Origin of the sequence: Stutzerimonas nitrititolerans (assembly GCF_003696285.1) — a bacterium.
GTDB classification, from domain to species: domain Bacteria; phylum Pseudomonadota; class Gammaproteobacteria; order Pseudomonadales; family Pseudomonadaceae; genus Stutzerimonas; species Stutzerimonas nitrititolerans.
The window spans coordinates 118904-144167 of record NZ_RFFL01000002.1; the positions used below are offsets into that span (position 1 = coordinate 118904).

The 25264-nt window shown below is 65.2% G+C and carries 23 protein-coding genes; 12 read left to right on the forward strand and 11 right to left on the reverse strand.

The window, feature by feature from the left end; translation table 11 throughout:
* The first annotated feature begins 138 nt into the window (after nucleotides 1-138).
* Entirely contained in the window at nucleotides 139-2961 is a 2823-nt protein-coding gene (locus tag EA795_RS02715; protein WP_122075436.1) for a class I adenylate cyclase, read from the forward strand.
* 14 nt (nucleotides 2962-2975) lie between these two features.
* Here EA795_RS02715 and rnk read toward each other — a convergent pair whose 3' ends face one another.
* Nucleotides 2976-3383 carry a nucleoside diphosphate kinase regulator gene (rnk, locus tag EA795_RS02720; RefSeq protein ID WP_014851390.1) on the reverse strand — a complete coding sequence of 136 codons (408 nt, stop codon included), beginning with the start codon at nucleotides 3381-3383 and terminating at the stop codon, nucleotides 2976-2978.
* A gap of 156 nt (nucleotides 3384-3539) precedes the next feature.
* The gene (gene cyaY, locus EA795_RS02725) at nucleotides 3540-3872 is read right to left on the reverse strand and encodes an iron donor protein CyaY (protein ID WP_014851389.1); all 333 of its coding nucleotides are present in this window, start codon (nucleotides 3870-3872) and stop codon (nucleotides 3540-3542) included.
* Between the two features lie 145 nt (nucleotides 3873-4017).
* Here cyaY and lptM point away from each other — a divergent pair, with 145 nt between their 5' ends.
* The 6 genes from lptM to EA795_RS02755 all read left to right on the forward strand — a co-directional run bounded on the left by lptM (nucleotide 4018) and on the right by EA795_RS02755 (nucleotide 8645).
* Nucleotides 4018-4158: an LPS translocon maturation chaperone LptM gene (gene lptM / locus EA795_RS02730; protein WP_014851388.1), complete on the forward strand. Its 141-nt coding sequence runs from the start codon at nucleotides 4018-4020 to the stop codon at nucleotides 4156-4158.
* A gap of 13 nt (nucleotides 4159-4171) precedes the next feature.
* Nucleotides 4172-5419: a diaminopimelate decarboxylase gene (gene lysA / locus EA795_RS02735; protein WP_122075437.1), complete on the forward strand. Its 1248-nt coding sequence runs from the start codon at nucleotides 4172-4174 to the stop codon at nucleotides 5417-5419.
* Between the two features lie 10 nt (nucleotides 5420-5429).
* Nucleotides 5430-6260 carry a diaminopimelate epimerase gene (gene dapF, locus EA795_RS02740; RefSeq protein WP_122075694.1) on the forward strand — a complete coding sequence of 277 codons (831 nt, stop codon included), beginning with the start codon at nucleotides 5430-5432 and terminating at the stop codon, nucleotides 6258-6260.
* Nucleotides 6257-6952, forward strand: coding sequence for a DUF484 family protein (locus tag EA795_RS02745; RefSeq protein WP_058074058.1), 696 nt, complete (start codon nucleotides 6257-6259; stop codon nucleotides 6950-6952). The genes dapF and EA795_RS02745 overlap by 4 nt, the downstream gene beginning before the upstream one ends.
* A gap of 92 nt (nucleotides 6953-7044) precedes the next feature.
* Complete coding sequence (gene xerC / locus EA795_RS02750) at nucleotides 7045-7944, forward strand: tyrosine recombinase XerC (RefSeq protein WP_014851384.1); 900 nt, start codon at nucleotides 7045-7047, stop codon at nucleotides 7942-7944.
* Nucleotides 7941-8645 (forward strand): HAD family hydrolase, encoded by a 705-nt coding sequence (locus tag EA795_RS02755; protein WP_122075438.1) that lies wholly within the window; start codon nucleotides 7941-7943, stop codon nucleotides 8643-8645. The genes xerC and EA795_RS02755 overlap by 4 nt, the downstream gene beginning before the upstream one ends.
* A gap of 169 nt (nucleotides 8646-8814) precedes the next feature.
* Here EA795_RS02755 and sutA read toward each other — a convergent pair whose 3' ends face one another.
* From sutA to glnK, 4 genes are all read right to left on the reverse strand, one after another.
* A complete protein-coding gene (gene sutA / locus EA795_RS02760; RefSeq protein WP_014851382.1) occupies nucleotides 8815-9144 on the reverse strand; it encodes a dormancy-specific transcriptional regulator SutA in 330 nt (109 codons plus the stop codon).
* Between the two features lie 75 nt (nucleotides 9145-9219).
* On the reverse strand, nucleotides 9220-9645 hold the full coding sequence (locus EA795_RS02765) for a secondary thiamine-phosphate synthase enzyme YjbQ (RefSeq protein ID WP_122075439.1): 426 nt from the start codon (nucleotides 9643-9645) through the stop codon (nucleotides 9220-9222).
* A gap of 152 nt (nucleotides 9646-9797) precedes the next feature.
* Complete coding sequence (locus EA795_RS02770) at nucleotides 9798-11111, reverse strand: ammonium transporter (protein WP_122075440.1); 1314 nt, start codon at nucleotides 11109-11111, stop codon at nucleotides 9798-9800.
* 38 nt (nucleotides 11112-11149) lie between these two features.
* Nucleotides 11150-11488 (reverse strand): P-II family nitrogen regulator, encoded by a 339-nt coding sequence (glnK, locus tag EA795_RS02775; RefSeq protein WP_003096476.1) that lies wholly within the window; start codon nucleotides 11486-11488, stop codon nucleotides 11150-11152.
* Nucleotides 11489-11869: 381 nt separating this feature from the next.
* On the opposite strand from glnK, the gene EA795_RS02780 reads away from it, so the two are divergent.
* The 4 genes from EA795_RS02780 (at nucleotide 11870) to rep (ending at nucleotide 17930) form a co-directional block, all read left to right on the forward strand.
* The gene (locus EA795_RS02780) at nucleotides 11870-12133 is read left to right on the forward strand and encodes an accessory factor UbiK family protein (RefSeq protein WP_014851379.1); all 264 of its coding nucleotides are present in this window, start codon (nucleotides 11870-11872) and stop codon (nucleotides 12131-12133) included.
* A gap of 33 nt (nucleotides 12134-12166) precedes the next feature.
* Nucleotides 12167-13666, forward strand: a complete 1500-nt coding sequence (locus tag EA795_RS02785; RefSeq protein WP_122075441.1) for a YifB family Mg chelatase-like AAA ATPase — start codon at nucleotides 12167-12169, stop codon at nucleotides 13664-13666.
* Between the two features lie 160 nt (nucleotides 13667-13826).
* Nucleotides 13827-15800 carry a BCCT family transporter gene (locus EA795_RS02790; RefSeq protein ID WP_115027398.1) on the forward strand — a complete coding sequence of 658 codons (1974 nt, stop codon included), beginning with the start codon at nucleotides 13827-13829 and terminating at the stop codon, nucleotides 15798-15800.
* Nucleotides 15801-15920: 120 nt separating this feature from the next.
* Nucleotides 15921-17930 (forward strand): DNA helicase Rep, encoded by a 2010-nt coding sequence (gene rep / locus EA795_RS02795; RefSeq protein WP_122075443.1) that lies wholly within the window; start codon nucleotides 15921-15923, stop codon nucleotides 17928-17930.
* 297 nt (nucleotides 17931-18227) lie between these two features.
* Here the strand turns inward: rep and EA795_RS02800 are convergent, their stop codons facing one another.
* The 5 genes from EA795_RS02800 to gap all read right to left on the reverse strand — a co-directional run bounded on the left by EA795_RS02800 (nucleotide 18228) and on the right by gap (nucleotide 23545).
* Nucleotides 18228-18992, reverse strand: a complete 765-nt coding sequence (locus tag EA795_RS02800) for an IclR family transcriptional regulator (RefSeq protein WP_122075445.1) — start codon at nucleotides 18990-18992, stop codon at nucleotides 18228-18230.
* 154 nt (nucleotides 18993-19146) lie between these two features.
* The gene (locus EA795_RS02805; protein ID WP_014851375.1) at nucleotides 19147-20649 is read right to left on the reverse strand and encodes a CoA-acylating methylmalonate-semialdehyde dehydrogenase; all 1503 of its coding nucleotides are present in this window, start codon (nucleotides 20647-20649) and stop codon (nucleotides 19147-19149) included.
* A gap of 4 nt (nucleotides 20650-20653) precedes the next feature.
* Nucleotides 20654-21820 carry an iron-containing alcohol dehydrogenase gene (locus EA795_RS02810; RefSeq protein WP_122075447.1) on the reverse strand — a complete coding sequence of 389 codons (1167 nt, stop codon included), beginning with the start codon at nucleotides 21818-21820 and terminating at the stop codon, nucleotides 20654-20656.
* Nucleotides 21821-21947: 127 nt separating this feature from the next.
* Nucleotides 21948-22535, reverse strand: a complete 588-nt coding sequence (locus EA795_RS02815) for a cyclodeaminase/cyclohydrolase family protein (RefSeq protein ID WP_122075449.1) — start codon at nucleotides 22533-22535, stop codon at nucleotides 21948-21950.
* Nucleotides 22535-23545 carry a type I glyceraldehyde-3-phosphate dehydrogenase gene (gene gap, locus EA795_RS02820; RefSeq protein ID WP_058078873.1) on the reverse strand — a complete coding sequence of 337 codons (1011 nt, stop codon included), beginning with the start codon at nucleotides 23543-23545 and terminating at the stop codon, nucleotides 22535-22537. Before gap ends, EA795_RS02815 begins: the two co-directional genes overlap by 1 nt.
* A 183-nt stretch (nucleotides 23546-23728) precedes the next feature.
* Here gap and EA795_RS02825 point away from each other — a divergent pair, with 183 nt between their 5' ends.
* On the forward strand, nucleotides 23729-25264 hold the full coding sequence (locus EA795_RS02825; RefSeq protein ID WP_122075451.1) for an alpha-amylase family glycosyl hydrolase: 1536 nt from the start codon (nucleotides 23729-23731) through the stop codon (nucleotides 25262-25264).

The following is a 25264-nucleotide window of genomic DNA, read 5'->3' on the forward strand; positions in this document are numbered from 1 at the left end:
CCCGTGGTACTTTTCCGCGCCTGCCGCCAGCTTTGACCGACCACGCTCAGCACACCGAGGAAGGTCGTTTACTTTTCCTTATAAATCAATCATGTAGCGTAAGATAGCTAGAACCAGCGGGCTTGTACGAACGACTCCATGACTCAGCAAATCCACCCCATCCTCGAAGAGGGCATCGACCGCAAGGTGCTCGCCGCGTTGCGTGCACGCTTTCTGACAGTCAACACCGAGCGCCTCGATCGCGCTTTGCTGGCCATGTCGACGCGCCAGCAACTGGTGCTCAGGCTGTTGCCGCTGCTGTTTCACGTCAATCATCCGCGCCTTCCCGGCTACGTCTCCGGCCTCGCACCGGCCGGACTTGCGGGGTACGAGCCGGATGCCGAAACGCTGGCCGAAGCCCAGCGCCTGACCCGCTCGTTCGCCTACAAGCCGCTACGCGGCCAGCCACCGCAGCCCATTCTCGGGCTGTACCTGATGGGCAGTCTCGGCACCGTAGGCCAGGATGAGCGGAGCGATCTGGACGTCTGGGTATGCCATGACCCCGAGCTGCCGCCCGAGCAACTGGCCGAGCTGCGCCGCAAGTGTGATCTGCTGACGGCCTGGGCCGCCAGCCAGGGCAGCGAGGCCTATTTCTTCCTGATCGATCCGGTCGCGTTCGCCCGGGGCGACCGCAGCGGCCAGCTGACCAGCGACGATTGCGGCACCACCCAGCACTTCCTGCTGCTCGACGAGTTCTACCGGACCGCCATCTGGCTGGGCGGACGTACGCCGCTCTGGTGGCTGGTACCCGAATACGAGGAGCATCGCTACGCCGAATACGCCGCTACGCTCCTGGCCAAGCGTTTCATACGCCCCGAGGACGTACTCGACCTCGGCAGCCTGGCCAGCATTCCGCCTGGCGAGTACCTGGGCGCCGGACTGTGGCAGCTGTTCAAGGCCATCGGCTCGCCCTACAAGTCGCTGTTCAAGCTGCTCCTGCTGGAGGTCTATGCCAGCGAGCACGAGCAGGTCCGCTGCCTGAGCCTGGACTACAAGCAGGCCGTGTATGCCAACCAACTGGCGCCGGACGAGCTGGACCCCTACGTCGCCGCCTATCGGCGGATCGAGACCTACCTCCAGAACCGCGGCGATCACGGGCGTCTAGCACTGCTGCGACACTGCCTCTACCTGAAGGTCAACAAACCGCTCAGCCAGCCGCCGCGAAACCGTCAGAAAAGCTGGCAACGCCAATTGCTGGAACGCCTGACCCGCGATTGGGGCTGGGACGAGCGCCAGTTCGCCCTGCTCGACGGGCGCGCCCGCTGGAAGGTCGGCCAGGTCGATCGCGAGCGGCGGGCGTTGGTCAACGAACTGACCTACGGCTATCGCTTTCTCAGCGAGCTGGCGCGCCGCCTGCAGGCCACCAGCTCGATCAACAGGCGCGACTTCGCGGTGATCGGGCGCTTCCTCAGCGCCGCCATCGAGCGCAAGGCCGGCAAGGTCGAGCTGATCAACCTGGGCATCTCGCCGGACATGTCCGAACACAGCCTGACGCTGATGCATGCCTTCGATGCCACCGGCGAAGCGTCCTGGTCGCTGTACCCGGGCAGCCTGAGCCTTCCGGATACCTCGAACCATGCGCCCGTCAAGCGCACCCGTGAACTGCTCCCGCTGCTCGCCTGGGGTCATCGCAACGGCATCATCGATGCGGCGACGCACCTGTCGCTGCACCCGGGCGATAGCGGCCTCGGCGAGGCCGAGCTGTTCGCGCTGCTCAATGCGCTGCGCCAAGCCTTCCCCATGCCGCTGGAAGAGCCCTCCGAGGAGGCGCTGCTGACCAGCAGCATTCCCCGGCAGACCCTGCTGCTGATCAACGTCGGCCTCGACCCGTTCAGCGCTCGGCACCTGCCGGCAACGGACGAAGGGGCCGATGCGTTCCGTTATTCGGCTGCCCGCGAGAATCTGGTGCTGAGCATCGACCAGCTGACGCTCAACTCCTGGAGCGAATTGATCGTCAGCCACCATACCGGCCCCTTCGCGCTGGCCAACTGCCTGAGCGGTTATCTCGCCAGCCTGCCGGAGGGCAACCCGCCAGGCCTGCAGGTTCGCTGCTTCGGCCATCACGCCGGGTCGGCCATCGCGCGCCGCGTGGAAGAGATCATCGGCACCCTTCAGCACACCCGTGACGAGGCGAGCCCCAGCCAGTTCCTGCTGCAGGTCAGGCAGCATTTCCATCTGTTCGATCTGCGCTCCGGCCAGGCGAACCACACCCCGCTCAACGACCTGGGCGCGCTGATCGAGCATCTCGGCGAGGCTCACCATCGTCATCGCTCGTTGCGGCTGGACCGCAACGTCCTGGCGGGGGAGGATCTGCCCTTGATACTGGCGCTCGCCAAGCCCGACTGCCTGCAGATCTTCTACCGTATTGATGGCGACCAGGCCGAGCTCAGCGTGCTCGACGAGTTCAACGCGCTATGGCGTCAGCGCATGCCCTATCGCAACGAGCAGAGCCTGCTGACGCCGCTACGGCGTTTCCTGCATTCGATGAATCATCGCCGCAGCGCGCAGCTGGCGCTGGATGAAAGCAACGGCGCGACGATGGAGATTCTTTTCTATCGCGTGCTGCCGGCCCATGGCGACCGGCCGGTCTGCGTGGAACGGCGCAATCCGCCTGGAATCGATGTGAGCGACCCGCTGCACGACGTGCAGGCCATCGTCGAGCCCGGCGGGCAGAACCGCCCGCAGGTCACCCTGTACTGCAATCACCAGGAGTTTTCCAGCCTGGAGCACGGCAGCGGCCTGTTCGCCGCTGTGGCCCGCTACATCCTGGCCCAGCGCCGCCTGGGCGAGCGCTACCCCTGCTACATCACTGATCTGGACCTGTCGGCACTGCATGGCGGCGGTCGCTCGCAGACGGTGCAGTACCTGCGCTACAAGGCGCGCCTCGAAGCGGCGCTGAATCAGGCCATGGCGGCGGGGTGATCGGCGCCTGAAAGTTACAGGTTGAGGTCGCCGGCCGCTTCCGGCTGATACTCCACCGCCAGCAGGGTCAGCTTGAGTACCTTGCCGCCGGGGGTCGGCCAGTCGATGTGCTGGCCGACGGTCATGCCGAGCAGCGCGGTGCCGACCGGTGCCAGTACCGAGACGGTGCCTTCCTTGCCGGCATCCTGGGGGAATACCAGCGTCAGGTGATAATCCTTGCCACTGCTTTCTTCGCGGCAATGAACGCGGGAGTTCATCGACACCACGCCAGCCGGCAGCTCCTGACGAGCCACCACCTTCGCCCGCGAAAGCTCCTGCTCGAGCGCCTCGGCCGCCGGACCGTACTCAGCCAGGCTATCGAGCAGTCGCTCAAGTCGTTGCAGATCCTGTTGCGTAATGATGATCGGCGGTGCACTGGTCATGGGGTCTGGCTAGCTCCTGGGAAAACTGGATTGCGGAAAAGAAGAAACCCCGCCCGAAGGCGGGGTTTCTATGAACTGAGAAGCGACCCTATCACAGCCGATCAAATAAGCAAGTGGGCCACGCATCGTGGCCGCTCAGCCCCCCAGCGGCGGGGCTCAGAGGTCTTCGAAATCCAGCGCTTCACCGCCCTGTTCCTCGGTCACCCGGGCGAGCAGTTCGCCCAGCCGCTCGTCGTTGGCGTCGCAGATCCACAGCGAGCTGGCCTCGTCGTAATCGAAATGGAAACCACCCGAGCGAGCCGCGACCCAGAGCTGGCGAAGCGGCGGCTGGCGACTGAAGATCAGCTGCGTGCCGTTTTCGAAGCGCACGGTCAGCACTCCGCCAGAGTTGTCCAGATCGACGTCCAGACCACTGTGATCGAACACATCCTCGATTTCTTCCTGCACCGCATCGACAAGGTCGTGGAAGCGCGCTTCGCTAAGGCTCATGAATCGTTTTCCTGCTGAATGGATGACGGCTCTCGCCGCGATACGCCGGCGAGCTTAACAGGCCCGGCGCGGGGTTGCCGCTTACATAGGCAATTCAGTGGTCGCTGGGTATACTCGCAGCATTCGTTTTTCAAGGATTTTCCCCATGAAGCGTCTGCTGCTTCCCATTATCGCCCTCGCCGTGCTGGCCTCCGCGCTCGGCGGTTGCGGCCAGAAAGGCCCGCTGTACCTGCCGGACGACGAGGCCACCGTCAAAGACCGTTCCAAAGACCGATTCGAACTGTAAAGGAGGCATCATCATGGAGGCCTTCTCGTACCGCGACGGTCAACTCTTCGCGGAGGGCGTGGCGCTGCCCGCTCTCGCGCAACGCTTCGGCACCCCCACCTACGTCTACTCCCGCGCGCACATCGAAGCGCAGTACCGGGCCTATGCCGACGCACTGTCGGGCATGCCGCACCTGGTCTGCTTCGCGGTGAAAGCCAACTCCAACCTCGGCGTGCTCAACGTCCTGGCGCGCCTCGGCGCGGGCTTCGACATCGTCTCGCGCGGCGAACTGGAGCGCGTGCTGGCTGCCGGCGGCAAGCCGGAGCGCATCGTCTTCTCCGGCGTCGGCAAGACCCGCGACGACATGCGCCGCGCGCTGGAAGTCGGCGTGCATTGCTTCAACGTCGAATCCACCGACGAGCTCGAACGTCTGCAGCTGGTCGCCGCCGAGCTGGGCGTCATCGCCCCGGTGTCGCTGCGCGTCAACCCGGACGTGGATGCCGGCACCCATCCGTACATCTCCACCGGCCTCAAGGAAAACAAGTTCGGCATCGCCATCGCCGATGCCGAAGCGGTGTATGCGCGCGCCGACGAACTGAGCAACCTCGAAGTGATCGGCGTCGACTGCCATATCGGCTCGCAGCTGACCACGCTGCCGCCCTTCCTCGATGCACTGGATCGCCTGCTGGCGCTGATCGATCGCCTGGCCGTGCGCGGCATCCGCATTCGCCACCTCGACCTGGGTGGCGGTCTCGGCGTGCGCTACCGCGACGAACAGCCGCCGCTGGCCGGCGACTACATCAAGGCCGTGCGCCAGCGCATCGAGGGTCGCGACCTGGCATTGGTGTTCGAACCCGGTCGCTCCATCGTCGCCAACGCCGGCCTGCTGCTGACCCGCGTGGAATACCTCAAGCACACCGAGCACAAGGATTTCGCCATCGTCGACGCGGCGATGAACGACCTGATCCGCCCTGCGCTGTACCAGGCCTGGATGGACGTGGTGCCGGTGCAGCCGCGCAATGGCGAGGTCCGCCATTACGACATCGTCGGGCCGATCTGCGAAACCGGCGATTTCCTGGCCAAGGAACGTCCGCTGGCCCTGGCCGAAGGTGATCTGCTGGCCGTGCGTTCAGCCGGCGCCTATGGCTTCGTCATGAGTTCCAACTACAACACTCGCGGCCGCGCCGCCGAAGTGCTGGTGGACGGTGACCAGGCTTTCGAAGTGCGCCGCCGCGAAAGTGCGCAGGAGCTCTACGCCGGCGAAAGCCTGCTGCCTGCCTGAGGCCAAGATGATGCTTCTGCGCTTCACCAAGATGCACGGCCTGGGCAATGACTTCATGGTCATCGACCTGATCAGCCAGCACGCGCATATCCAGCCCAAGCACGCCAGGCAATGGGGCGACCGACATACCGGCGTGGGCTTCGACCAGTTGCTGCTGGTCGAACCGCCGCACGATCCGGACGTCGACTTCCGCTACCGCATCTTCAACTCCGACGGTTCGGAAGTGGAGCAATGCGGCAACGGCGCGCGCTGCTTCGCGCGCTTCGTGCTGGACAAGCGCCTGACCACCAAGCGCCGGATACGCGTCGAGACCAAGGGCGGCGTCATCGAGCTGAACATTCGCGCCGACGGCCAGATCGGCGTCGACATGGGCCCGCCGCGACTGGTGCCGAGTGAAATCCCCTTCCAGGCCGATGCCGAGGCGCTGAGCTATCCGCTGAAGGTCGACGGCCAGCAGCTGGAGATCGCCGCGATCTCCATGGGCAACCCCCACGCCGTGCTGCGTGTGGATGATCTCGACAAGGCGCCCGTGCACGAGCTGGGCCCCAGGATCGAGCATCACCCGCGTTTCCCCCAGCGGGTCAATGCCGGTTTTCTGCAGGTCGTCGATCGCCAGCATGCGCGGTTGCGCGTCTGGGAACGCGGCGCCGGCGAAACCCAGGCCTGCGGCACCGGCGCCTGCGCCGCCGCCGTCGCCGCGATTCGCCGGGGCTGGATGGATTCGCCGGTGCAGATCGACCTGCCGGGCGGCCGTCTGTCCATCGAATGGGCAGGCCCTGGCCAGCCCGTTATGATGACCGGCCCCGCCGTTCGCGTTTACGAAGGACAGGTTCGCCTATGACCGAGCAGAATCAGAGCAAGCCGCAGTTGCCCGACGCCGAAGCCGTCGCCGCTTATCTGAGCGCTCATCCGGAATTTTTCGTCGATCACGACGAGCTGATCCTCGACCTGCGCATTCCGCATCTGCCGGGCGGCGCCGTGTCGCTGGTCGAACGCCAGGTGAAGTTGTTGCGCGAACGCAACATCGAGATGCGCCATCGCCTGTCGCAGCTGATGGACGTGGCCCGCGACAACGACCGCCTGTTCGACAAGACCCGCCGCCTGGTGCTCGACCTGCTCGATGCCGGCAGCCTGGAAGAAATCATCGGCGCGGCGGATGAAAGCCTGCGCCACGAGTTCCAGGTGCCCTTCGTCAGCCTGATCCTGTTCAGCGAAACGCCGCTATCGGTCGGCCGTAGCGTCAGCAACGCCGAAGCCCAGCAAGCCATCGGCGGCCTGCTGGCCGGCGGCAAGACGATTTGCGGTGTGCTGCGCCCGCACGAGCTGGCGTTCCTCTTCGGCGAAGAGGCCAGCAAGGAAATCGGCTCCGCCGCGGTGGTCGCGCTCGATCACCAGCAGGGCATCCTGGCCATCGGCAGCCGCGACCCGCAGCATTACAAGAGCTCGCTGGGCACGCTGTTCCTGGGTTACATCGCCGAGGTCCTGACCCGCGTCCTGCCGCGTTTTTCCGCGCCGCTGCGGTCGGTGCGCTGAGGCTTAAGGCTGGCCGGCGTGCCGACCGACGCCGAAAGCGACCGCGCTTTCGGCCAGCCTTGAGCGCTTTTATCGGCTCCTGAGGCTTTAACATGCAGACCGTCCTCGACGCCTATTTCCAGCATCTGCGCAGCGAGCGACAGGTTTCGCCGCACACCTTGGACGGTTATCGGCGCGATCTGCTCAAGGTGACCGACTACTGCGACCGCCAGCAGGTGCGCCAGTGGTCCGAGCTGAAAGCCCATCATGTTCGCCAGTTGATCGCCGACCAGCATCGCCGGGGCCTGTCCAGCCGCAGCCTCGCGCGATTGCTGTCCTCTCTGCGTGGCCTGTACCGCTATCTGAATCAGGAAGGACACTGCAGCCACGACCCGGCCGCCGGCCTCTCCGCCCCCAAGGGCGAGAAACGCCTGCCTCGGCTGCTGGATACCGACCGGGCGATGCAACTGCTGGATGGCGGCATCGAGGACGACTTCATCGGTCACCGCGACCAGGCCATGCTGGAACTGTTCTATTCGTCCGGGCTGCGCCTGTCGGAACTGGTCGGCCTGGATCTGGACCAGCTCGATCTGCCGGCCGGGCTGGTGCAGGTGCAAGGCAAGGGCAACAAGGCGCGTGTGCTGCCGGTCGGGCGCAAGGCACGCGAGGCCCTGCAAGCCTGGCTGCCGCTGCGGGCGCTGAGCAATCCCGCCGATGGCGCGGTGTTCGTCAGCGAGCAGGGGCGCCGCCTGGGCGCGCGTGCGGTGCAGCTGCGGGTGCGCCAGGCCGGTGTGCGCGAGCTGGGCCAGCACCTGCACCCGCACATGCTCAGGCACAGCTTCGCCAGCCATATGCTCGAATCTTCGCAGGACCTGCGTTCGGTGCAGGATCTGCTCGGCCATGCCGACATAGGCACTACGCAGATCTACACCCACCTGGATTTCCAGCACCTGGCCAAGGTCTATGACCAGGCGCACCCGCGCGCCAAACGCAAGCAGGACAGTGAATCATGAGCATCCGACTGATCACCTTCGACCTCGACGACACGCTCTGGGACGTCCGCTCCGTCCTGCACAGCGCCGAGCTTACCCTGCGCGAGTGGCTGGCCCGGCACACACCCGATCTGAACGATTTCTCCGTCGAGGCGCTGGGCGCCATCCGCCGCACCCTGCTGGACGCGCAGCCGGAATTGCGTCATCGCATCAGCGAGCTGCGCCGACGCATTCTCTGCCATGCGCTGGAGGAAGCCGGCTATCCGCGGGACGAAGCGTGCGAGCTGGCCGAGCAGGCCTTCCAGGTGTTTCTCGAAGCGCGGCATGCGGTGCAGCTGTTTCCCGAAGTGCACCCGACCTTGGAGCTGCTCGCCAACCACTACAGCCTCGGCGTGCTGACCAACGGCAACGCCGACGTGCGCCGCCTGGGGCTGGCCGATTACTTCGATTTCACGCTCTGCGCCGAAGAACTGGGCGTCGGCAAGCCCGATCCGCGCCCCTTCTGCGAAGCCCTCAAGCGCGCCGGCGTCGCGGCCGAGCACGCGGTGCATATCGGCGATCACCCGAGCGACGACATCGGTGGTGCGCAACGGGCCGGCATGCGCGCGATCTGGTTCAACCCCACTGGCGGGCCATGGCAACAGGATGACGGCCATCCGGATGCGGTCATCGGCAATCTGGCGGAGCTGCCGGCGCTGCTCGACAGCTGGCGCAAGCCGTAGGGCCGAATTCATTCGGCCTTTGCCGGTTAGTTGTGAGGACAGCGGAGTAACCGACTGATCGCAGACGAAAAAGCCCAGCAGCCAATTGGTGCTGGGCTCCTTGGGATGAAGCCTGGAGCGCTACCGGCGAAGCTTCAAGCCGCCGCGCCCGCCTCCCCACTTCGCTCGATCAGATAGGCCGGCTGCCGTACTTGCTGTCCGGCTTCTTCGGCGGGTCGGCGACTACGTTGGGCTCCACTTCCTGCACCCGGCCACCGCGTGCCAGGTACTCTTCCATGGCCCGCGCCAGCTCATCGCGTTCGCGCTGCTTGGCTTCCAGGCTGGGCAGCTCCTCGAGTTCCACAGCCTTGGCCTTGGCCTTTTTCGGCGTAGGCGTCGCGCGCTCGCTGTCGGTGCCCTCGTCATCGCTGGCATCGCCGTCATCCGCGGCGTCCAGCTCCTCCCCGTCGTCGTCCTCGCTAACGTCCAGATCGTCTTGTTCTAGTTCTTCGTCACTCATGTCCCAACCTCGTTGCCTAGCCCGCGATAAGTTATAGCCCAGCGATGCGCGACTTCCGCCACCGCAAGAAAAAATTCAACTCGCCATCCCGTGCAGCGTTGCGACCACCTGCCGCGGGCCGCCCTGATCCCGGTGCTCACCGAGATAGATGCCCTGCCAGGTGCCCAGCGCCAATTTCCCTTCCGTCACCGGCACACTCAGCTGACAGCCCAGCAGGCTGGCCTTGAAGTGTGCGGGCAAGTCGTCCGGCCCTTCGTAGTCATGCTCGTAGCCACCCATCCCCTGTGGCACCAGCTGATTGAAGAAGCGCTCGAAATCACGGCGGACCGCAGCGTCGGCATTCTCGTTGATGGTCAGCGAGGCCGAGGTGTGCCGCAGCCACAGGTGTAACAGACCAACCCGGCATCGCCGCAGTTCCGGCAATGCGGCCAGCAGTTCATCGGTGATCAGATGAAAGCCCCGCGACCGGGGGCGCAAGGTGAGGATGACCTGATGCCACATATGCCAAGGGCCTGCTCCGGAGTGTTCCGCGCGCATTCTAGCGTGGCTCCAGAAAAAGCAAAGGGCGCCAAAGCGGCGCCCTTATCAGGTCAGTGCACGGAACCGGCTTCGGCTGATCTGCGAATGAATCTCCAGGCCGGGCCGGAAGGCTGTCAGAGGTTGTAGCCGCGCTCGTTGTGTAGGCTGAGATCGAGGCCGTTGACCTCCTCTTCCTCGGTGACCCGCAGGCCCATGACCAGATCGACGACCTTGAGGATGATCCAGGTGAGGATGCCGGTGTAGACCACGGTGAACAGCACGCTTTCGGTCTGGATCCACAGCTGGGTGGCGATGCTCTCGATCTCGCCGAAACCGCCCAGCGACTGGGCACCGAAGGCACCGACCAGGATCGCGCCGACGATGCCGCCGACACAGTGCACGCCGAACACGTCCAGCGAGTCGTCATAGCCCAGCTTGCGCTTGAGGCTGGTGGCGCAGAAGAAGCAGATCACGCCGGACGCCAGACCGATTACCAGAGCGCCGACCGGGCCGACCGCGCCAGCGGCGGGGGTGATGGCCACCAGGCCCGCGACCACACCGGAGGCGATACCCAGGGCACTGGGTTTACCGTGGCTGACCCACTCGGCGAACATCCAGGCCAGGGCGGCGGCAGCGGTGGCGATCTGGGTCACCAGCATGGCCATGCCGGCGGTGTCATCGGCGGCGGCGGAGCCGGCGTTGAAGCCGAACCAGCCGATCCACAGCATGGCGGCGCCCATCAGGGTATAACCGAGGTTGTGCGGCGCCATCGGCGTGGTCGGGAAGCCCTTGCGCTTGCCCAGCATCAGGCAAGCCACCAGGCCGGCGATGCCCGCGTTGATGTGCACCACGGTACCGCCGGCGAAGTCGATCACGCCCGCATCCCACAGCAGTGCGCCATCGCCGCCCCAGACCATGTGGGCCATGGGCGCGTAGACGATGGTGAACCACAGGGTCATGAACACCAACATGGCGGAGAACTTCATACGTTCGGCGAAGGCACCGACGATCAGGGCCGGGGTGATGATGGCGAAGGTCATCTGGAAGGTGACGAACACGCTTTCCGGGAAGGCGCCGACCAGGCTGTCCTTGGTCAGATTGCTCAGGAAGGCGTTATCCAGGCTGCCGACGATGGAATTGATGTTGAACACACCCGCTTCCATGCCTTCGGTGCTGAACGCCAGGCTGTAGCCGTAGGCGAACCACAGAATGCTCATCAGGCCGGTGATGGCGAAGCATTGCATCATCACCGAGAGCACGTTCTTGGAGCGCACCATACCGGCGTAGAACAGCGCCAGACCGGGAATGGTCATGAACAGCACTAGAGCGGTGGAGGTCAGCATCCAGGCGGTGTCGCCTGAATCGAGCGTTGCCTCCTGCGCCAGAGCGAGGCCGGGGGTTATCAGAGACAAAAGGGCTGCTAGCCCTGCGAATTTTCGCAGAGTCATGGGTTTTACTCCTGGGGCGTGGGGTTCGGAGGGCTTGCTTAGATCGCGTCGGTATCGGTTTCGCCGGTACGGATGCGGATGGCCTGCTCCAGATTGACGACGAAGATCTTGCCGTCGCCGATCTTGCCGGTGTTGGCCGCCTTGGTGATCGCCTCGATCACTCGATCGAGCTGGTCGTCGGCAATCGCCACGTCGATCTTCACCTTCGGCAGAAAGTCGACGACGTACTCGGCACCGCGATACAGCTCGGTGTGTCCCTTCTGTCGACCGAAGCCTTTGACTTCGGTGACGGTGATGCCCTGTACGCCGATTTCCGACAGCGACTCGCGTACGTCGTCCAGCTTGAACGGCTTGATGATGGCAGTGACTAGTTTCATGAAAACTTCTCCCGTTTAGGTGGACTTGCCCCAGAAGTACGAACCCGGTGACAAGTCTAAGCTCAGTGTCTGGCTCTTGTAACGCGCCACTGCAATCCGACGCTGCTCAGACACCTTCTGCCGCTTCGGCGAAACATCCCGAATCGCCTGTGCACCGTCCCTTCTGGTGCCTGGGCCACTGGGTGCCAAGCAGAATCGATGCCAATTCCATACACCCCCGATCCAGGGCTCGCGCCGCCTCGCTGAGGGCCCTCCGAGCGGAGCCGATGCACCAGATCGAACCCTGCGCACCAGCCAATGCCCGCTTATCGTGCACGACCTTGAAAAATCATCCGCAGGCGGCGTGATACACTGCCCGCCGCTCAGAAACAGGTGATGCCCATGTTCCCACCCAAAGCTTTTCTCGATGCCATCGGCTCCCAGGCCTCGCGCCTGTTCAACGGTGAAACGCCCCTGCCAAGCGCGGAGATCGAAGCCCGCTTCAAGAGCATCGTGCAAGGCGCCTTGAGCAAGCTCGATGTCGTCAGCCGTGATGAATTCGACAGTCAGATGGTGGTGCTGGCCCGCACCCGCGCACGCCTGGAGGCCCTCGAAGCGCGGGTCGCCGAACTCGAAGAGAAACTCACGCCGCCCACCTCCGAGTAGGTACGGCGGCGACACGATCAAAGGAGTGATCGAATGTCCCTCGCCATCGTCCACAGCCGTGCCCAGGTAGGCGTGGAAGCGCCTTGCGTCACGGTCGAGGCGCACCTTGCCAACGGCTTGCCGTCGCTGACCCTGGTCGGCCTGCCGGAAACCGCCGTGAAGGAAAGCAAGGACCGCGTGCGCAGCGCCATCCTGACGTCCGGTTTCGACTTCCCTGCCCGGCGCATCACCTTGAACCTCGCCCCGGCCGATCTGCCCAAGGATGGCGGGCGTTTCGACCTGTCCATCGCCCTGGGCATCCTCGCCGCCAGTGGGCAGATTTCCGCCGACAGCCTGGACGGCATCGAATGCCTGGGCGAGCTGGCGCTTTCCGGCGCGTTGCGGCCGGTGCAGGGCGTATTGCCGGCGGCCCTGGCGGCACGCGAAGCCGGCCGTGCGTTGCTTGTGCCACGGGCCAATGCCGAGGAAGCCAGCCTGGCCTCGGGCCTGACTGTCTACGCCGCCGAACACCTCTTGGAAGTCGCCGCGCACTTCAGCGGCCAGACGCCTATCCCCGCCTACCAGGCCCAAGGGCTGCTGCGACAGGTGCTGCCCTACCCGGACCTTGCCGATGTGCAGGGTCAGCTGTCCGCCAAGCGCGGCCTGCTGATCGCCGCCGCAGGCGCGCACAACCTCCTGTTCAGCGGCCCGCCCGGCACCGGCAAGACACTGCTGGCCAGCCGTCTGCCCGGTCTGCTGCCGCCGCTGGAGGAGCAGGAAGCGCTGGAAGTGGCGGCGATCCAGTCGGTGGCCAGTCAATCGCCGCTGGAGCACTGGCCGCAGAGGCCGTTTCGCCAGCCCCATCACAGTGCATCGGGACCGGCACTGGTGGGTGGCGGCAGTCGTCCGCAGCCGGGCGAGATTACCCTGGCCCATCAGGGGGTGCTGTTTCTCGACGAGTTGCCGGAGTTCGACCGCAAGGTACTGGAGGTTTTAAGGGAGCCCCTGGAAAGTGGCCATATCGTGATCGCCCGTGCCCGGGATCGCGTGCGGTTCCCCGCGCGCTTCCAGCTGGTGGCGGCGATGAATCCCTGCCCTTGCGGCTATCTCGGCGATCCCGGCGGGCGCTGCCGCTGCACGCCGGACCAGATCCAGCGCTACCGCGGCAAGCTCTCGGGCCCGCTGCTCGACCGCATCGACCTGCACCTGACCGTCGCCCGCGAAGCCACTTCGCTCAACGCGACGCCGGCCAGCAGCGAGAACAGTGCAACGGTCGCCGCCGAGGTGGCGCGTGCACGCCGGATCCAGCAGGCGCGCCAGGGCTGCGCCAACGCCTTCCTCGACCTCACCGGCCTGCGCAGCCATTGCGCGCTGAGCGCAGAGGACCAGCAATGGCTGGAGCGCGCCTGCGAACGCCTCGCCCTGTCCCTGCGCGCCGCGCATCGAATTCTCAAGGTCGCACGAACCCTGGCCGACCTGGAAAGCAGCGCCGCGATCGGCCGTCAGCACCTGGCCGAAGCGCTGCAGTATCGACCGGGAAGCCAGGCGGGTTGAGGCGCAAAGAAGTCGAAAGCCAAAGCGATATTCGGTGACCGGACGTCTACGCTGTGAATAGACAACGGTCCCTCGATTCGGACCTGGGCGGTCAGTGATGTTAAATTGCGCCCCTTCGCCACAGGCGGCCACTCCCAAATAAGCAATCAAGGAGCGCAGCATGGAGGCCAACAAGTCTTCCCCTTCCACCATCAATCCGCCGGTCTTCTACGGCTCGGCGGTATTGATCCTCGCGCTGGTACTGTACAGCGTCATCTTCCCTTCGCACGCACAAGGACTGTTCAGCCAGGTGCAGGCCTGGATCATCTCCAACCTCAGCTGGCTGTACATCCTCACGGTGGCGATCATCCTGCTGATGGTGGTGCTGGTCGCCTTGAGCCGCTACGGCGATATCAAGCTCGGCCCTGATCATAGCGAACCCGACTACAGCAGCCTGACCTGGTTCGCCATGCTGTTTTCCGCCGGCATGGGCATCGGCCTGATGTTCTTCGGCGTCGCCGAGCCGGTGATGCACTTCATCTCGCCCCCCACCGGCGAAGGCGGCACCGTTGCCGCCGCGCGCGAGGCGATGAAGATCACCTTCTTCCACTGGGGCCTGCATGCCTGGGCGATCTACGCCATCGTGGCGATGATCCTGGCCTATTTCGCCTACCGCCATGGCCTGCCCCTGACCCTGCGTTCGGCGCTCTATCCATTGATCGGCGAGCGCATCCACGGCCCCATCGGCCATTCGGTGGACATCTTCGCCATCATCGGCACGGTGCTCGGCGTCGCCACCTCGCTGGGAGTCGGCGTCACCCAGATCAACACCGGTCTCAATCATCTGTATGGCCTGCCCATCTCGGTGCCGGTGCAAATCGTGCTCATCATCGCCACCACGGCCCTGGCGACCATTTCGGTGGTCACCGGCCTGGATAAGGGCGTACGGCGGCTTTCCGAGCTGAACCTGACGCTCGCCGTGCTGTTGATGCTGCTGGTACTGGTCGTCGGGCCGACGGTGTTCATCCTGCAGACCTTCGTGCAGAACACCGGCAACTACCTCTCGCAGATCGTCACCGCCACCTTCAACCTATACGCCTACGAACCGAACGACTGGATCGGCGGCTGGACGCTGTTCTACTGGGGCTGGTGGCTGGCCTGGTCGCCCTTCGTCGGCCTGTTCATCGCACGCATTTCCCGTGGCCGGACGATCCGCGAATTCGTCAGCGGCGTGTTGCTGGTGCCCACCGCCTTCACCCTGTTGTGGATGACCGTGTTCGGCGACACCGCCATCCACATGATCCTCTGGGAGCACGTGACCAGCCTGGGCGAAGCCATCGATCGCGACAGCTCGCTGGCGCTGTTCGCCTTCCTCGAACATTTCCCGTTCGCCTCAGTACTGTCGCTGGTGGCGATCATCATGGTGGTGGTGTTCTTCGTCACCTCGGCGGACTCCGGTGCGCTGGTGGTGGACATGCTCGCCTCCGGCGGCCAGGAAGGCACGCCGGTCTGGCAGCGCATCTTCTGGGCCGGTTCGATGGGCGCCGTGGCCGTTGCCCTGCTGCTGGCCGATGGCCTGACCGCGCTGCAGACCGCCACCATCGCCAGCGCCCTGCCCTTCACCATCGCGCTGCTGTGTTCGATGTGGGGCCTGCTCAAGGCGCTGCGCCTGGATGCCACCAAACAGACCCTGCGTTATCAGGCCATCACCACGTCGCCGGCCACGCCACGAGCCTACAGCGACTGGCAGCGCCGCCTGCGCAACCTGATGATGTTCCCGCGCCGCTCCCATGTGACGCGCTTCATCGCCGAAGTGGTCCGGCCAGCCTGCGAGGACGTCGCCGTGGAAATGCGCAAGCAGGGCTATGACGTGACGGTCAGCGAAGGCGAGGACCGCCGCATCCGCATCGAGATCGTCCACGAAGGCGAGCCCGACTTCATCTACGAGGTGCGTCCGCGCGCCTACGCCATGCCCAGCTTCGTGCCCGGCAGCGACGAGGACGAACCGGGCGAGCGCAAGTACTTCCGCGCCGAAGTCCACCTCAAGGAAGGCGGCCAGGACTACGACGTCATGGGCTGGAGTCGCGAAGGCGTGATCGGCGACATCCTCGATCAATACGAGAAGCACATGCATTACCTGCATATGGTTCGATAAAAGCAGCCTGAAGCGGGAAGCCTCGAGCTGGAAGAGACGCGCCAGCCATCGCTTCCAGCTTCCTGCTTCAGGCTCCGCTCCTGCTAAACTCCCGCCCCGCCTTCAACAACCCGAACGACCATGTCCCGACTCAATCCCCGGCAGCAGGAAGCCGTGAACTACGTCGGCGGCCCCATGCTGGTGCTCGCCGGCGCCGGCTCCGGCAAGACCAGCGTGATCACCCGCAAGATCGCCTACCTGATCCAGCAGTGCGGCATCCGCGCCCAATACATCGTCGCCGTGACCTTCACCAACAAGGCCGCCCGCGAGATGAAGGAACGCGTCAGCAGCCTGCTGCGCGGCGGCGAGGGACGCGGGCTGACGGTCTCGACCTTCCACAATCTGGGCCTGAACATCATCCGCAAGGAGTACGCCAGGCTTGGCTACAAACCGGGCTTTTCGATCTTCGACGACGGCGACATCAAGGCGCTGCTGACCGACATCATGCAGAAGGAATACGCTGGCGATGACGGCGTCGACGAGATCAAGAACTACATCGGCTCCTGGAAGAACGACCTGATCACGCCCGAGCAGGCGCTCGCCGAGGCGCGCAATCCCAAGGAGCAGACCGCCGCCATCGTCTATACCCACTACCAGCGCACGCTCAAGGCGTACAACGCGGTGGATTTCGACGACCTGATCATGCAGCCGGTGAAGCTCTTCCAGGACCACCCCGAAGTGCTGGAAAAGTGGCGCAACCGGGTGCGCTACATGCTGGTGGACGAATACCAGGACACCAACGCCAGCCAGTACCTGCTGGTCAAGCTGCTGGTGCAGGAACGCGCGCACTTCACCGTGGTGGGCGACGACGACCAGTCGATCTACGCCTGGCGCGGCGCGCGGCCGGAAAACCTGATGCAGCTGAAGGAAGACTTCCCCTCGCTGAAGGTGGTAATGCTGGAGCAGAACTACCGCTCCACCAGCCGCATCCTCAAGTGCGCCAACGTGCTGATCGCCAACAACCCGCACGCCTTCGAGAAGCAGCTGTGGTCGGAAATGGGCCACGGCGACCCGATCCGCGTGATCCGCTGCCGCAACGAGGAAGCAGAGGCCGAGCGCGTGGCGATGGAAATCCTCACGCTGCACCTCAAGACCCAGCGGCCCTACAGCGATTTCGCCATCCTCTACCGCGGCAACTACCAGGCCAAGCTGATCGAGCTGAAGCTGCAGCACCACCAGATTCCCTATCGCCTGTCCGGCGGCACCAGCTTCTTCGGCCGCCAGGAAGTGAAGGACCTGATGAGCTACTTCCGCCTGCTGGTCAATCCGGACGACGACAATGCCTTCCTGCGGGTGATCAACGTGCCGCGCCGGGAGATCGGCTCCACCACCCTGGAAAAGCTCGGCAACTACGCCACCGCGCGCAAGATTTCCATGTACGCCGCCTGCGACGAGATCGGCCTGGGCGAGCTGATGGACAGCCGCTTCACCGACCGCCTGTCGCGCTTCAAGCACTACATGGACAACCTGCGCCAGCAGTGCGCGCAGAACGACCCCATCGCCGCCCTGCGCAGCATGGTCATGGACATCGACTACGAGACCTGGGTGCGCTCGCAGACCTCCAGCGACAAGGCCGCGGACTTCCGCATGAGCAACGTCTGGTTCCTTATCGACGCGCTGAAGAACACCCTGGAGCGCGACGAAGAAGGCGAGATGACCATCGAGGAAGCCATCGCCAAGCTGGTGCTGCGCGACATGCTCGAACGCCAGCAGGAAGAGGAAGAAGGCGCCGAGGGCGTGCAGATGATGACCCTGCACGCGTCCAAGGGCCTGGAATTCCCCTACGTGTTCATCATGGGCGTGGAAGAGGAAATCCTCCCGCACCGCTCCAGCATCGAGGCGGACACCATCGAGGAAGAACGACGCCTGGCCTACGTCGGCATCACCCGTGCGCGGCAGAACCTGGCGATGACCTTCGCCGCCAAGCGCAAGCAGTACGGCGAGATCATCGAATGCATGCCCAGCCGCTTTCTCGACGAACTGCCGCCCGAAGATCTGGAGTGGGAAGGCCAGGAAGACGCGCCGGTGGAGGTCAAAGCGGCGCGTGGCAACGATGCGCTGGCAGCGATGCGCGCGATGTTGAAGCGCTGAGCGAGCCGCCTGGACGGCGGCCTGATGGTGCCTCAAGCGGTGGATGTAAAAAAGCGACATCCACCCTACACCCGCCACGCGTAGGGTGGAAAACCGCGAAGCGTTTTCCACCGTTCCGGACGTTACCGCAACACGTGTGCCTGTTGGTGGATAAGGCTGCGCCGTTATCCACCCTACCTGCGAGGGCGGGGCGGGCCCTAGACCTGTAGGAGCGAGCTCGCGATGTTGGCGGCACGGCGTGCGACCCTTCGCCAGCAAGCTGGCTCCTACAGCTTGGCGCCCGCCTTTCCGCTGCCGTTAACCTCCGACGATGCTTTCCAGCTCCTTCGCCGCCGCGCGCAGTCGCGGCACGAAGCCCAGCAACTGCTCCATGGAACAGCGGATCACCGGCGCGTGGCTGAACAGGCAGGCCAGCAGCCGGCCCTGGGCATCGCGCACCGGCACGGCGCAGGCGACCATGCCGTCGATGAACTCTTCAGAATCGGTGCCCAGGTTTTCCTCGCGCACGCGGGCGAGATCGTCGCGCAGGGCGCTGAGGTCGGTGAGGGTGTTGCGCGCCATTTGCTGGATCGGCAGACGCGGCAGCACCCGCTCCAGCTGCTCGGGCGGCAGCGAGGCGAGGTAGAGCTTGCCGCTGGCGGTACACCAGAGCGGTGTATGGCTGCCGATGGGCAGATTGATCTGCAGCGGCCAGTTGGTCTGCACGCGGTCGAAATAGAGCATGTCCAGCCCATCGGGCACGGACAGCCCGCAGGTTTCGCCGATGTCTGCGGACAGCTCGCGCAGGATTGCCTGGCGCAGCGCCTTGTGCCGGCCGCTGTTGAGGATGTTCACCGCCGTGGCATGCAGACGCTCGCCCGGCAGCAGTCCGCCACGCAGACCGAACTGCAGAAAGCCTTCGCTCTCCAGCGTCTGCACCAACCGATGGGCGCTGGCCTTCGGAATATCCAGTTTTTCCGCCAGTGCGGTCGGCGTCAGCGGGTCCTTCGCAGCGGCCACTGCCTCGATGATTTCCAGCACACGGGTGATGGAAGAGCCTTTTTCTCTGGGGGTACTGCGCATGGATCGAAGCCCGGTTGCGGTTATGGAGCAAAAGGAGCCGCCCCAAAGGGCGGCGAAGTTTAAATGAAGCGCTGGAGCCAGACGTAACCCGATGCCAGCTGTTTCTACGTCCGGCCTTTCAGCTTCCAGCGCTTTTATCGGCTCTTCGCCGCAGTTACTTCATCGTCGGCATGGCGAACTCGGCACCGGCGCGGATGCCAGTGGGCCAGCGCCGGGTCACGGTCTTCATCCGGGTGAAGAAGCGCACGCCATCCGGGCCGTGCATGTTCAGCGGGCCGAAGATCGAGCGCTTCCAGCCGCCGAAGCAGTGGAAGGCCATGGGCACCGGGATCGGCACGTTGACGCCGACCATGCCGACGTTGACACGCTCCTCGAACTGCCGCGCGGTATCGCCGTCGCGGGTGAAGATAGAGGTACCGTTGCCGTATTCGTGGTCGTTGACCAGTTGCAGCGCCTCCTCGAACGAAGCGACCCGCACCACGGCCAGCACCGGCCCGAAGATTTCCTCCTGATAGATGCGCATCTGCGGCGTGACGTGATCGAACAGCGTCGGGCCGACGTAGAAGCCGTTCTCGTAGCCTTCGACCTTGATGCCGCGACCATCGCAGACCAGGGTCGCGCCCTCCTCCACACCAAGGTCGATATAACCGCTGACCTTCTGCTGATGCTCGCGGGTGACCAGCGGCCCCATGTGCGGCTCGGGCTCGACGCCCAGGCCGGGGCCGGTGCGCATCTGGCCGATTTCATCCTGGAGCATGCCGACCAGCTTGTCCGCCACCTCATCGCCGACGCAGACCGCTACCGAGATCGCCATGCAGCGCTCGCCCGCCGAGCCGTAGGCCGCGCCCATCAGCGAGCTGACCACCTGCTGCGGGTCGGCGTCGGGCATGATCACCATGTGGTTCTTCGCGCCGCCCAGCGCCTGGCAGCGCTTGCCGTGGGCCGAGGCGGTCTTGTAGATGTACTCGGCGATCGGCGTGGAGCCAACGAAACTCACCGACTGCACGCGCTCGTCGGTCAGCAGCACGTCCACCGCTTCCTTGTCGCCGTTGACGATGTTCAGCACACCCGCCGGCAGACCCGCCTCGGCCAGCAGTTCGCCGATCAGCATGGTCGCGCTGGGGTCCTTCTCCGACGGCTTGAGCACGAAGGTGTTGCCGCAGGCGATGGCCACCGGCAGCATCCACAGCGGCACCATGGCCGGGAAGTTGAACGGGGTGATGCCGACGCAGACACCCAACGGCTGCATCAGCGAGTTGGAATCGATGTCGCGACCGACATTGGAGGAAAACTCGCCCTTGAGCAGGTGCGGGATGCCGCAGGCGAACTCGACCACTTCCAGTCCGCGGGTGACCTCGCCCTGGGCGTCGGAGAAGACCTTGCCATGCTCGCTGGTGATCAGCCGCGCGACCTCGTCGCGACGCGCTTCGAGCAGCGCCTTGAAGCGGAACATCACGCGTGCGCGCACCAGCGGCGGCGTCTTCGACCAACCTTCGAACGCGGCTTGGGCGGCGGCGATGGCCTCGCGGGTTTCATCAGCCGAGGACAGCGACACGTACAGGCGCGGCTCGCCGGTGGCCGGGTTGTAGACGGTCGCGTGGCGTTCGGAACGGCCGGCGACGGCCTGGTTGTCGATCAGGTTGCCGAGGGTCTGCATGGGGTCACTCCTGGTTCCAGACGGTTTCGTAGAGGTCGATGATTTCCGCTTCACTGGGCACGCGCGGGTTGTTGCCTGGCGAACCCGAGGCCAGGGCCTGCTTGGCCATGGTTTCTCGCAGTTCGAAGAAGCGTTCGCGGGCGATGCCGAACTGCGCGGGGCTCGGCACCTGGAGTTCCTTGTTCAGTGCGCGCAGCTCGCTCAGCAGCTTGTCGTTGGCGGTCTCGACACTGTCGCCCTCGCTCGCCACGCCCATGGCGCGGGCACAGTCGGCGTAGCGCTCCGGCGCCGCCGGAATCGAGAACGCGGTGACCGCCGGCAGCAGCATGGCGTTGGACAGCCCGTGCGGCACATGGAAAAAGGCGCCGATGGGCCGGCTCATGCCATGCACCAGCGCCACCGAGGCGTTGGAGAAGGCGATGCCGGCCAGGGTCGCGCCGAGCATCATCGCCTCACGCGCGGCCAGGTTGCGCGGTTCGTGGAAAGCGCTGCGCAGGTTCGGCGCCAGCAGGCGCATCGCTTCCAGTGCCTGGGCGTCGCTGTAGAGGCTGGCCTTGCGGCTGACATAGGCCTCGATGGCATGGGTCAGCGCGTCTATACCGGTGTCGGCGGTGATGCGCGGCGGTAGCGAGAGGGTCAGCTCATAGTCGATCAGCGCGGCGACGGGCATGAAGCCGAGGCCCGCGCAGAGCATTTTCTCGTCGCTGGTCTCGTCGGTGATGATGGTGAAGCGCGTCACCTCGGAACCGGTGCCGGCGGTGGTGGGGATGGCGATCAGCGGCAGCCCGGCGTCGCTGACGTCGCGCGGGAAGCGGTAATCGCGCATCTCGCCGCCGAACTTGCCGAGGATGCCGATGGCCTTGGCCGAGTCGATGGGGCTGCCGCCCCCGAGGGCGACGATAGAGTCGAAATCGCCCTCGCGGACCATCTGCACGCCAGCTCGGATCGAAGCGGCGGTGGGCTCGGGCGCGGTATCGGCGAAGCAGCGACTAGCGATGCCCGCCTGTTCCAGTTGTTCGGCCAGGCGGGCGGCATAGCCGAGTTCGACCATCATCCGGTCGGTGACGATCAGCGGTCGGCTGCAACCCAGGCCACCCAGCACGGCGGCGAGCTGCTGACTGGCGCCAGCGCCGATCTCCATCAGGCGCGGCAGGACGATACGGTGACTCATGGCTCACTCTCCGTTGAGGGCCGCTTGTGTCTAGCGGCTTCTTATATTGAGACTGTTTGTCTCGAATTACTGGAGAGTAGGAAGTGGATTCGTCACAGTCAATGAAAAATGAGACCACCTGTCTCATTCAATGGTCGCACAAGGTGATCCTTTCCAATCGAGCATGCGCCTCCGATTGCAGTTTCCTGCATATCTCGCGCAGCTCTTCCTTGGAATCCGGATCGTCCAGGCCAGCCAGGTCGGCTTCGGCATTCAACAGCACCGCATCGATCGCAGCGCCGATCAGCAAAGCACCGGCCCGCACATCGCAACGCACCGACTCGACAACCTCCGGCCAGGCGGCCTCGGCGATGGCAAGGGCCTCGTTACAGACGCGGGCGGTGGCCAGCGGCACGGCACAAGCCTGGCGGGATGCCATCTGTTGCGCCTCAGGGCCTTCGGCGTCCAGATAGCCCTGAAAAGCGGCCACATCATCATCGGCAAAGGCCCCCGGCCGGCCGAGCAGCGCCTGTGCCGATTGCAGCAGATCGCCCCGTCCCTCGCAGCGTGCGCGTTCCTCGCTGACCCGCAGCGCCTTGACCACCAGCGCCAGGCCGCAATCAGCGACCACCGCCGCGACCGCCCCGCAACCCGGCATCCCTCGGCTTGCTGTCGCTCCGCGAAATTGCGCCAGGGTCAGTTCCCACAGCGGCGTCTCGGACCGGGTCGCGCTCATCAACTGGCGCGCTGCGGTTGCCAGGCCAGCAGCACGTCGAGCATGCGGTTGGAGAAGGCCCACTCGTTGTCGTACCAGGCCAGCACCTTGACCAGGTCGCCCTGCACACGCGTATGGCTGAGGTCGGCGACGCAGGAGGTCGGATGGCCGAAGAAATCCCGCGAGACCAGCGGCAGGTCGTTGCACTCCATGACCCCGAGCGGCATCTGCTGCGCGCCGTCGCGCAGGATCTGGTTGACCGCCTCGACACTGGCCGGCGCACGCTCGGCGGTGAAGGTCAGGTCCACCAGCGAGACGTTCGGCGTCGGCACCCGCACCGCCAGGCCATCCAGGCGCCCGGCCAGCTCCGGCAACACCAGGCCGATGGCCTTGGCCGCGCCGGTGGTCGACGGAACCATCGACTCCGCCGCGGCGCGGGCGCGGTAGAGATCCTTGTGTGCCTTGTCCAGCAGGTTCTGGTCGTTGGTGTAGGCGTGCACGGTATTGAGCAGGCCCTGGCGAATGCCGACCGCCTCATGCAGCACCTTGGCCAGCGGCGCCAGGCAGTTGGTGGTGCAGGAGGCGTTGGACACCACCCGCTGACTGCCCAGCAGTTCGTGGTTGACGCCATAGACCACGGTCAGGTCGGCGCCATCGAGCGGGTGCGAAGCGAACACCCGCTGGGCGCCGGCCTGCAGATGCTGGTCGACCAGCGCGCGCGACTTGAACTTGCCCGAGCATTCCAGCACCACGTCGACGCCGAGCTGCTTCCAGGGCAGCTGCGCGGGGTCGCGCTCCTGCAATAGGCGGATCGACTGGCCGCGGATCTGCAGCATGTCCTCGTGCAGGTCGACCTGCCCCTGAAAACGCCCGAAGGTGGTGTCGAAGCGCGTCAGGTGGGCCATCGCCGCCCGGTCGCTGAGGTCGTTGATCGCCTCGATGCGAATCTGGTTTTCCAGATTGCGCTCGAACAAAGCGCGTAGAACAGCTCGGCCGATACGGCCATAACCATTGATGGCGATACGCAACATGGCGGTCTCCTGGGTTCGTGGGTCGGGATTCGCTGGTGAGTGTTAGGCGGAGTATGGACCACGACGTTCACTTCGATCCGACGCGGATCAAGGAACTCGCGAACCTCCTCGCCTCGCTGCAAGTCACAAGGCAGACAGGCTGCACGCAGCGGCGCAGGCACATCGACGATACGGGAGCCCAGCATGCGCGACTCGAGCGATCATCCGTGGTGGAAAGGCGCGACCATCTACCAGATCTACCCGCGCTCCTTTGCCGACAGCAACGGCGACGGCATCGGCGATCTCAACGGCGTACTGCACCACCTCGACCACTTGCAGAAGCTGGGCATAGACGCCGTCTGGCTGTCGCCGATCTTCCGCTCGCCGATGCTGGATGCCGGCTACGACATCAGCGATTACTGCGATGTCGACCCGCTGTTCGGCTCGCTGGACGACATCGACCGCCTGATCAGCGCGGTGCACGCACGGGGCATGCGCCTGCTGCTGGATTTCGTACCCAACCACACCTCGGACCAGCACCCCTGGTTCGTCGAGTCGCGCAGCTCGCGCGACAACCCCAAACGCGACTGGTACGTCTGGCGCGACCAGCCGAACAACTGGCGTGCACAGCTGAACGCCGGCGGCGCCTGGACCTGGGACGAAGGCACCCAGCAGTACTACCTGCACCTGTTCCTGCCGCAGCAACCGGACTTGAACTGGCGCAACCCCAAAGTGGTCGAGGCGATGCACGGCGTATTGCGTTTCTGGCTGGATCGCGGCGTGGATGGCTTTCGCATCGATGTCATCCACTGCACCGGCAAGGACCCGAGCTTCGCCGACGATCCGCGCTGCCTGGCCGGCGAACCGCTGGCCAACTTCAACGACCAGCCCTACAGCCACGAAGTGCTACGCGGGATACGCCGGGTGGTCGACAGCTATCCCGGCGAACGCGTGCTGGTCGGTGAGGTGAACATCCGCTCCACCGAACGGGTGCTGCAGTACTACGGGGCCGGCGACGAGCTGCACATGTCGTTCAACTTCGCGCCGCTGGACGCGCCCTGGGAGCCGGTGATGTTTCGCACTTGCATCCGTGACGTCGAGCTGCTGCTGGCGCCGGCCGGCGCCTGGCCCACCTGGGTGCTGTCCAACCACGACAACAGCCGCCAGCGCAGCCGCTACCACGGGTCGCTGCGCAGCGCCCGGGCCGCGGCCGTGATGCTGCTGACACTGCGCGGCACGCCCTTCATCTACCAGGGCGAGGAACTGGGTCTGGAGGATGCGCAGATCGGCGCCGAAGAGCGCGTCGACCCGGGCAACCGCGACGGCTGCCGGGCGCCATTGCCCTGGCTGGCCGAACCGCCCCACGGCTGGTCCGGCGAGGAGCCCTGGCTACCGTTCCCGCCGGATGCAGACGAGCTGGCCGCGGAGCGCCAGGTGGGCGCCGCCAACTCGACCTTCGACCTCTACCGCCGGCTGATCGCCGCACGCAAGGCCAGCCCGGCGCTGACCCACGGCAGCTGGGAAGAACTGCGCTCACACCCCGAAGTGCTGGCCTACCGCCGCCGGCACGGCGCCGACGAGCGAATCGTCTGCATCAACTTCGCCGACAAGCCCCACGTCTGCCCGATCAACGGCCACTGGCAGGTGCAGATCGCCAGCGATGGGGTCGGCGAAGAACAGCCCTACAGCGGCGAACTCGCGGCCGGCCAGGCCCTCATTCTCTGTCCACAGGAAGCCTGA